Consider the following 3,393-nt stretch of genomic DNA (forward strand, 5'->3'; position numbering starts at 1 on the left):
CACCCTGTCCGCCACGCCCACCCAGGTCGGCCTGCTGACGGCCGCGGTCTGGACGCCGAACCTGCTGTCGCTCGGCCTCGATCGTGTCCAGCGCAGCCTCGATCGAGCTCACCACGGTCACCTGGGCCAGGGCCGGGCGGCGGACGAACTCCGTGTCGGCCAGGCCGGACAGCCAGCCCCACAGGCCGTCGTAGAAGCCCGTCGGGTCGAGCAGGACGATCGGCTTGCGGTGCAGGTCGAGGGTCGCGGTGGTCCAGACCTCGAAGAGTTCGTCGAGCGTGCCCAGGCCGCCGGGCAGGGTGATGAACGCGTCCGAGCGTTCGATCATGATGTTCTTGCGGGCGCCCATGTCCGTGGTGACGACGAGCTCGTCCGACCGGGTGTCCGCGACCTCCAGGTCGACCAGCGTCTGCGGGATCACGCCCAGCGTGTGGGCTCCCCCGGCCCGGGCACCGTCGGCGACCGCGCCCATCATGCCGACGCAGCCACCGCCGGAGACCAGGCTGTGGCCGCGGGGGCCGAGGGACTTGCCGAGCTGGGTCGCGAGGTCGAGCCACTGCTGGTCGAGGGTGCTGGAGGAAGCACAGAAGACGCAGATCGCCGCCACGTCACCTGGTCCCGTTCTCGGCCAGGGCGGCGTCGGCGTCCACGATGAGCTGCACGGCCTCCTCCACGTCGTCGGTCAGCATGATCAGGTCCATGTCCTCCGGGCTGACCTTGCCGTCGACGAGCAGCCGGCTCTTGATCCAGTCGAGCAGGCCGCCCCAGTACTCCGTACCGATCAGGATCACCGGGAAACGAGTGACCTTTTTGGTCTGCACCAGCGTGATCGCCTCGAACAGCTCGTCGAGCGTGCCGAAGCCGCCGGGCAGCACGACGAACGCCTGCGCGTACTTGACAAACATCGTCTTGCGCACGAAGAAGTACCGGAAATCGATGCCGATGTCGACCCAGTCGTTGAGTCCCTGCTCGAACGGCAGCTCGATGCCCAGCCCGACCGACATGCCACCGGCCTCGGTCGCGCCGCGGTTCGCCGCCTCCATCACGCCCGGCCCGCCGCCGGTGATCACCGCGTAACCGGCCTCGGCCAGGGCCGCGCCCAGGTCCGCGGCCAGCTCACACTCGGGGCTGTCCGGGGTGCTGCGGGCCGAGCCGAAGACACTCACCGCCGGTGGCAGGTCGGCGAGGGTGTCGAAGCCCTCGACGAACTCCGACAGGATGCGCAGCGCCCGCCACGCGTCCTTGGTCTTCCACTCACCGCGATGGTGCGAGTCGAGCAGTTTCTCGTCGGCGGTGCTCAAGGGCATCGATTCACGCCGGAGCGTGACGGCGCCGCGATGACGCTCCGGGGGTACGCGCCTGCGACCGTTGGTGCTGTCCGTCATGGCAACCACGGTAGTGCGGACGGTCCGTAACCGGTGAATAACCGGTTGGGTTTCGGCAAGAGGATTGCGACGAGGCGGCCTTTTTGCCAGATTGAAGCAACGGACGGTAGCTCTGGAGCGTCTGTACAGTTACCGAACCCCGCACGGCGCAGGCACGGCGCCCGGCTGACCGCCGGGCATCTGGGCAGAGGAGCCACCGTGATGACCCGTTACGAGCGTATGAAGATGCAGCGCCGCATGCAGCGGCGCATCCGGCTGGTGGTCGAGGAGCGCCGGATGGCACTCGCCCTGCCCCCGCCCGGGGCAGACCCGGCTTTCGACCCCGAGACCACCGTGGAGATACCCCGGCCCGCGGCCGACCCGGCCTGACCCCTACTCGTACGCGGTGAGCCATCGGTGCAGCGTGGCGGCACCATCGCGGATCTTGCCGATCTCGACATGCTCGTCCGGCGCGTGGGCCAGCGCCGGATCCCCGGGCCCGTAGTTCAGTGCGGGGATGCCCAGCGCGGCGAACCGCGACACATCGGTCCAGCCCAGCTTCGCGGCCGGCTCCGCGCCGACGGCGGTCAGGAACTCCCGCGCCGGTGCCGCCCCCAGTCCCGGCAGTGCGCCGGGCGCCGAGTCGGTCACCTCGATGTCGAAATCCGCGAAGACCTCGTGCACGTGATCGAGCGCCTGCTTCTCGGTACGGTCCGGGGCGAAGCGCAGATTGACCTCGACCTCGCACTCGTCGGGCACCACGTTGCCGGCCACGCCGCCGACGATACGGACCGCATTCAATCCCTCACGGTACGTGCACCCGTCGATGGTCACTGTGCGCGGCCGGTAATCGGCGAGCCGGCGCAGCACTTCACCGGCCGCGTGGATCGCGTTCACTCCGCGCCACGCCCGAGCGGTGTGCGCCCGCCGTCCGTGGGTCCGGATCCGGGCCGCCAGCGTGCCCTGGCAGCCCGCCTCGACCACGCCGTACGTGGGCTCCAGCAGCACCGCGAAGTCCGCCCGCAGCCACTCCGGATGCTCCTGCGCGACCAGGTGCAGCCCGTTGAACTGCGACTCGATCTCCTCCGCCTCGTAGAAGAGGTAGGTGACGTCGTAGCCGGGCTCGGGCAGGGTCGCCGCCAGGTGCAGGGCCAGGGCCACGCCGGACTTCATGTCGGAGGTGCCGCAGCCGTAGATCAGGTCGTCGACCACGGTGGACGGGAAGTTGCCGTTGATCGGCACGGTGTCCAGGTGGCCGGCGAGGATCACCCGCTGCCCGCGGCCCAGCCCGGTGCGGGCCATGACCGTGTTGCCGTACCGCTCGGTGTGCAGGTGCGGCGACTGCCGCAGGACGTCCTCGACGCAGTCGGCGATGACCTTCTCGTCGCGGGAGACGGACTCGATGTCGACCAGCGTGCGGGTGAGCACGACGGGGTCGACGAGCACGTCAGGGGTAAGCGGGTTCGCCATGAGCGGCACATTACCGCCCGGACATGAAGCCGTACGGCGATGCGCGGAGCGAGACCGGACGGACACGGGCGGTGTTTTCCCACTAGGCTTTCGGGTCCGGAACCTGGGGAGGCGCACGGACGATGCAGGTCGACACGACACAGCTACGGGCAGCCGCGACGAAGCTGCGGGACGAGGTGGCCGAGCACCTGCGCCGGGCCGGGATCCAGGCCGGTGGACCGGAACGGGACTTCCGGGTCGCCGGGGCCTTCGACACGTACACGACGGCGGGCCCGTACCGGTCGGCGATCGCCGCCTGGGAGAAGGAGACGGAGGTCCTGGCCGAGGCGGCCCGCCAGCTGGCCGATGCTCTCGACGCGGCCGCCGCCGACTACGACGCGGGGGACGCCCGCGGCGCCGGCCGGCTGGCCGGCAGCCGATGAGCGACGAGCTGGACCGGCTGCAGGACCTGCAGGACGACATCCACGACGCGCACGGCGTGTGGGGCGCGAACGAGCTGGCGGAGGCCTGCGCGGCCGCCGCGGCCGTGCCGACCTTCGGCGGTGACGCGGACGCACTG

At 70.4% G+C, this 3,393-nt stretch carries 4 protein-coding genes and 1 pseudogene; 2 read left to right on the forward strand and 3 right to left on the reverse strand.

Annotation, left to right across the window (positions count from 1 at the left end; genetic code table 11):
• Positions 1-73: 73 nt before the first annotated feature.
• A pseudogene (locus AB0C29_RS39405) lies at positions 74-607 on the reverse strand (TIGR00730 family Rossman fold protein); the annotation flags it as partial.
• A gap of 1 nt (position 608) precedes the next feature.
• Positions 609-1,385 carry a TIGR00730 family Rossman fold protein gene (locus AB0C29_RS39410; protein ID WP_360831778.1) on the reverse strand — a complete coding sequence of 259 codons (777 nt, stop codon included), beginning with the start codon at positions 1,383-1,385 and terminating at the stop codon, positions 609-611.
• A gap of 201 nt (positions 1,386-1,586) precedes the next feature.
• Between AB0C29_RS39410 and AB0C29_RS39415 the strand changes: the two genes are divergently transcribed.
• Positions 1,587-1,754: a hypothetical protein gene (locus AB0C29_RS39415; protein ID WP_212991198.1), complete on the forward strand. Its 168-nt coding sequence runs from the start codon at positions 1,587-1,589 to the stop codon at positions 1,752-1,754.
• 3 nt (positions 1,755-1,757) lie between these two features.
• Here AB0C29_RS39415 and dapE read toward each other — a convergent pair whose 3' ends face one another.
• Complete coding sequence (gene dapE, locus AB0C29_RS39420) at positions 1,758-2,834, reverse strand: succinyl-diaminopimelate desuccinylase (RefSeq protein WP_360831781.1); 1,077 nt, start codon at positions 2,832-2,834, stop codon at positions 1,758-1,760.
• Positions 2,835-2,956: 122 nt separating this feature from the next.
• On the opposite strand from dapE, the gene AB0C29_RS39425 reads away from it, so the two are divergent.
• Entirely contained in the window at positions 2,957-3,256 is a 300-nt protein-coding gene (locus AB0C29_RS39425) for a type VII secretion target (protein WP_360831784.1), read from the forward strand.
• The last annotated feature ends 137 nt before the right edge of the window (positions 3,257-3,393 follow it).

The sequence above is a fragment of the Actinoplanes sp. NPDC048791 genome, assembly GCF_040650095.1.
Classification (GTDB): domain Bacteria; phylum Actinomycetota; class Actinomycetes; order Mycobacteriales; family Micromonosporaceae; genus Actinoplanes.

Excerpts from the sequence above, each read along its gene's own strand:
- dapE (WP_360831781.1), bottom strand. The coding sequence starts at position 2,834 with ATGGCGAACCCGCTTACCCCTGACGTGCTCGTCGACCCCGTCGTGCTC.
- AB0C29_RS39425 (WP_360831784.1), top strand. The coding sequence starts at position 2,957 with ATGCAGGTCGACACGACACAGCTACGGGCAGCCGCGACGAAGCTGCGG.
- AB0C29_RS39410 (WP_360831778.1), bottom strand. The coding sequence starts at position 1,385 with ATGACGGACAGCACCAACGGTCGCAGGCGCGTACCCCCGGAGCGTCAT.
- AB0C29_RS39415 (WP_212991198.1), top strand. The coding sequence starts at position 1,587 with ATGACCCGTTACGAGCGTATGAAGATGCAGCGCCGCATGCAGCGGCGC.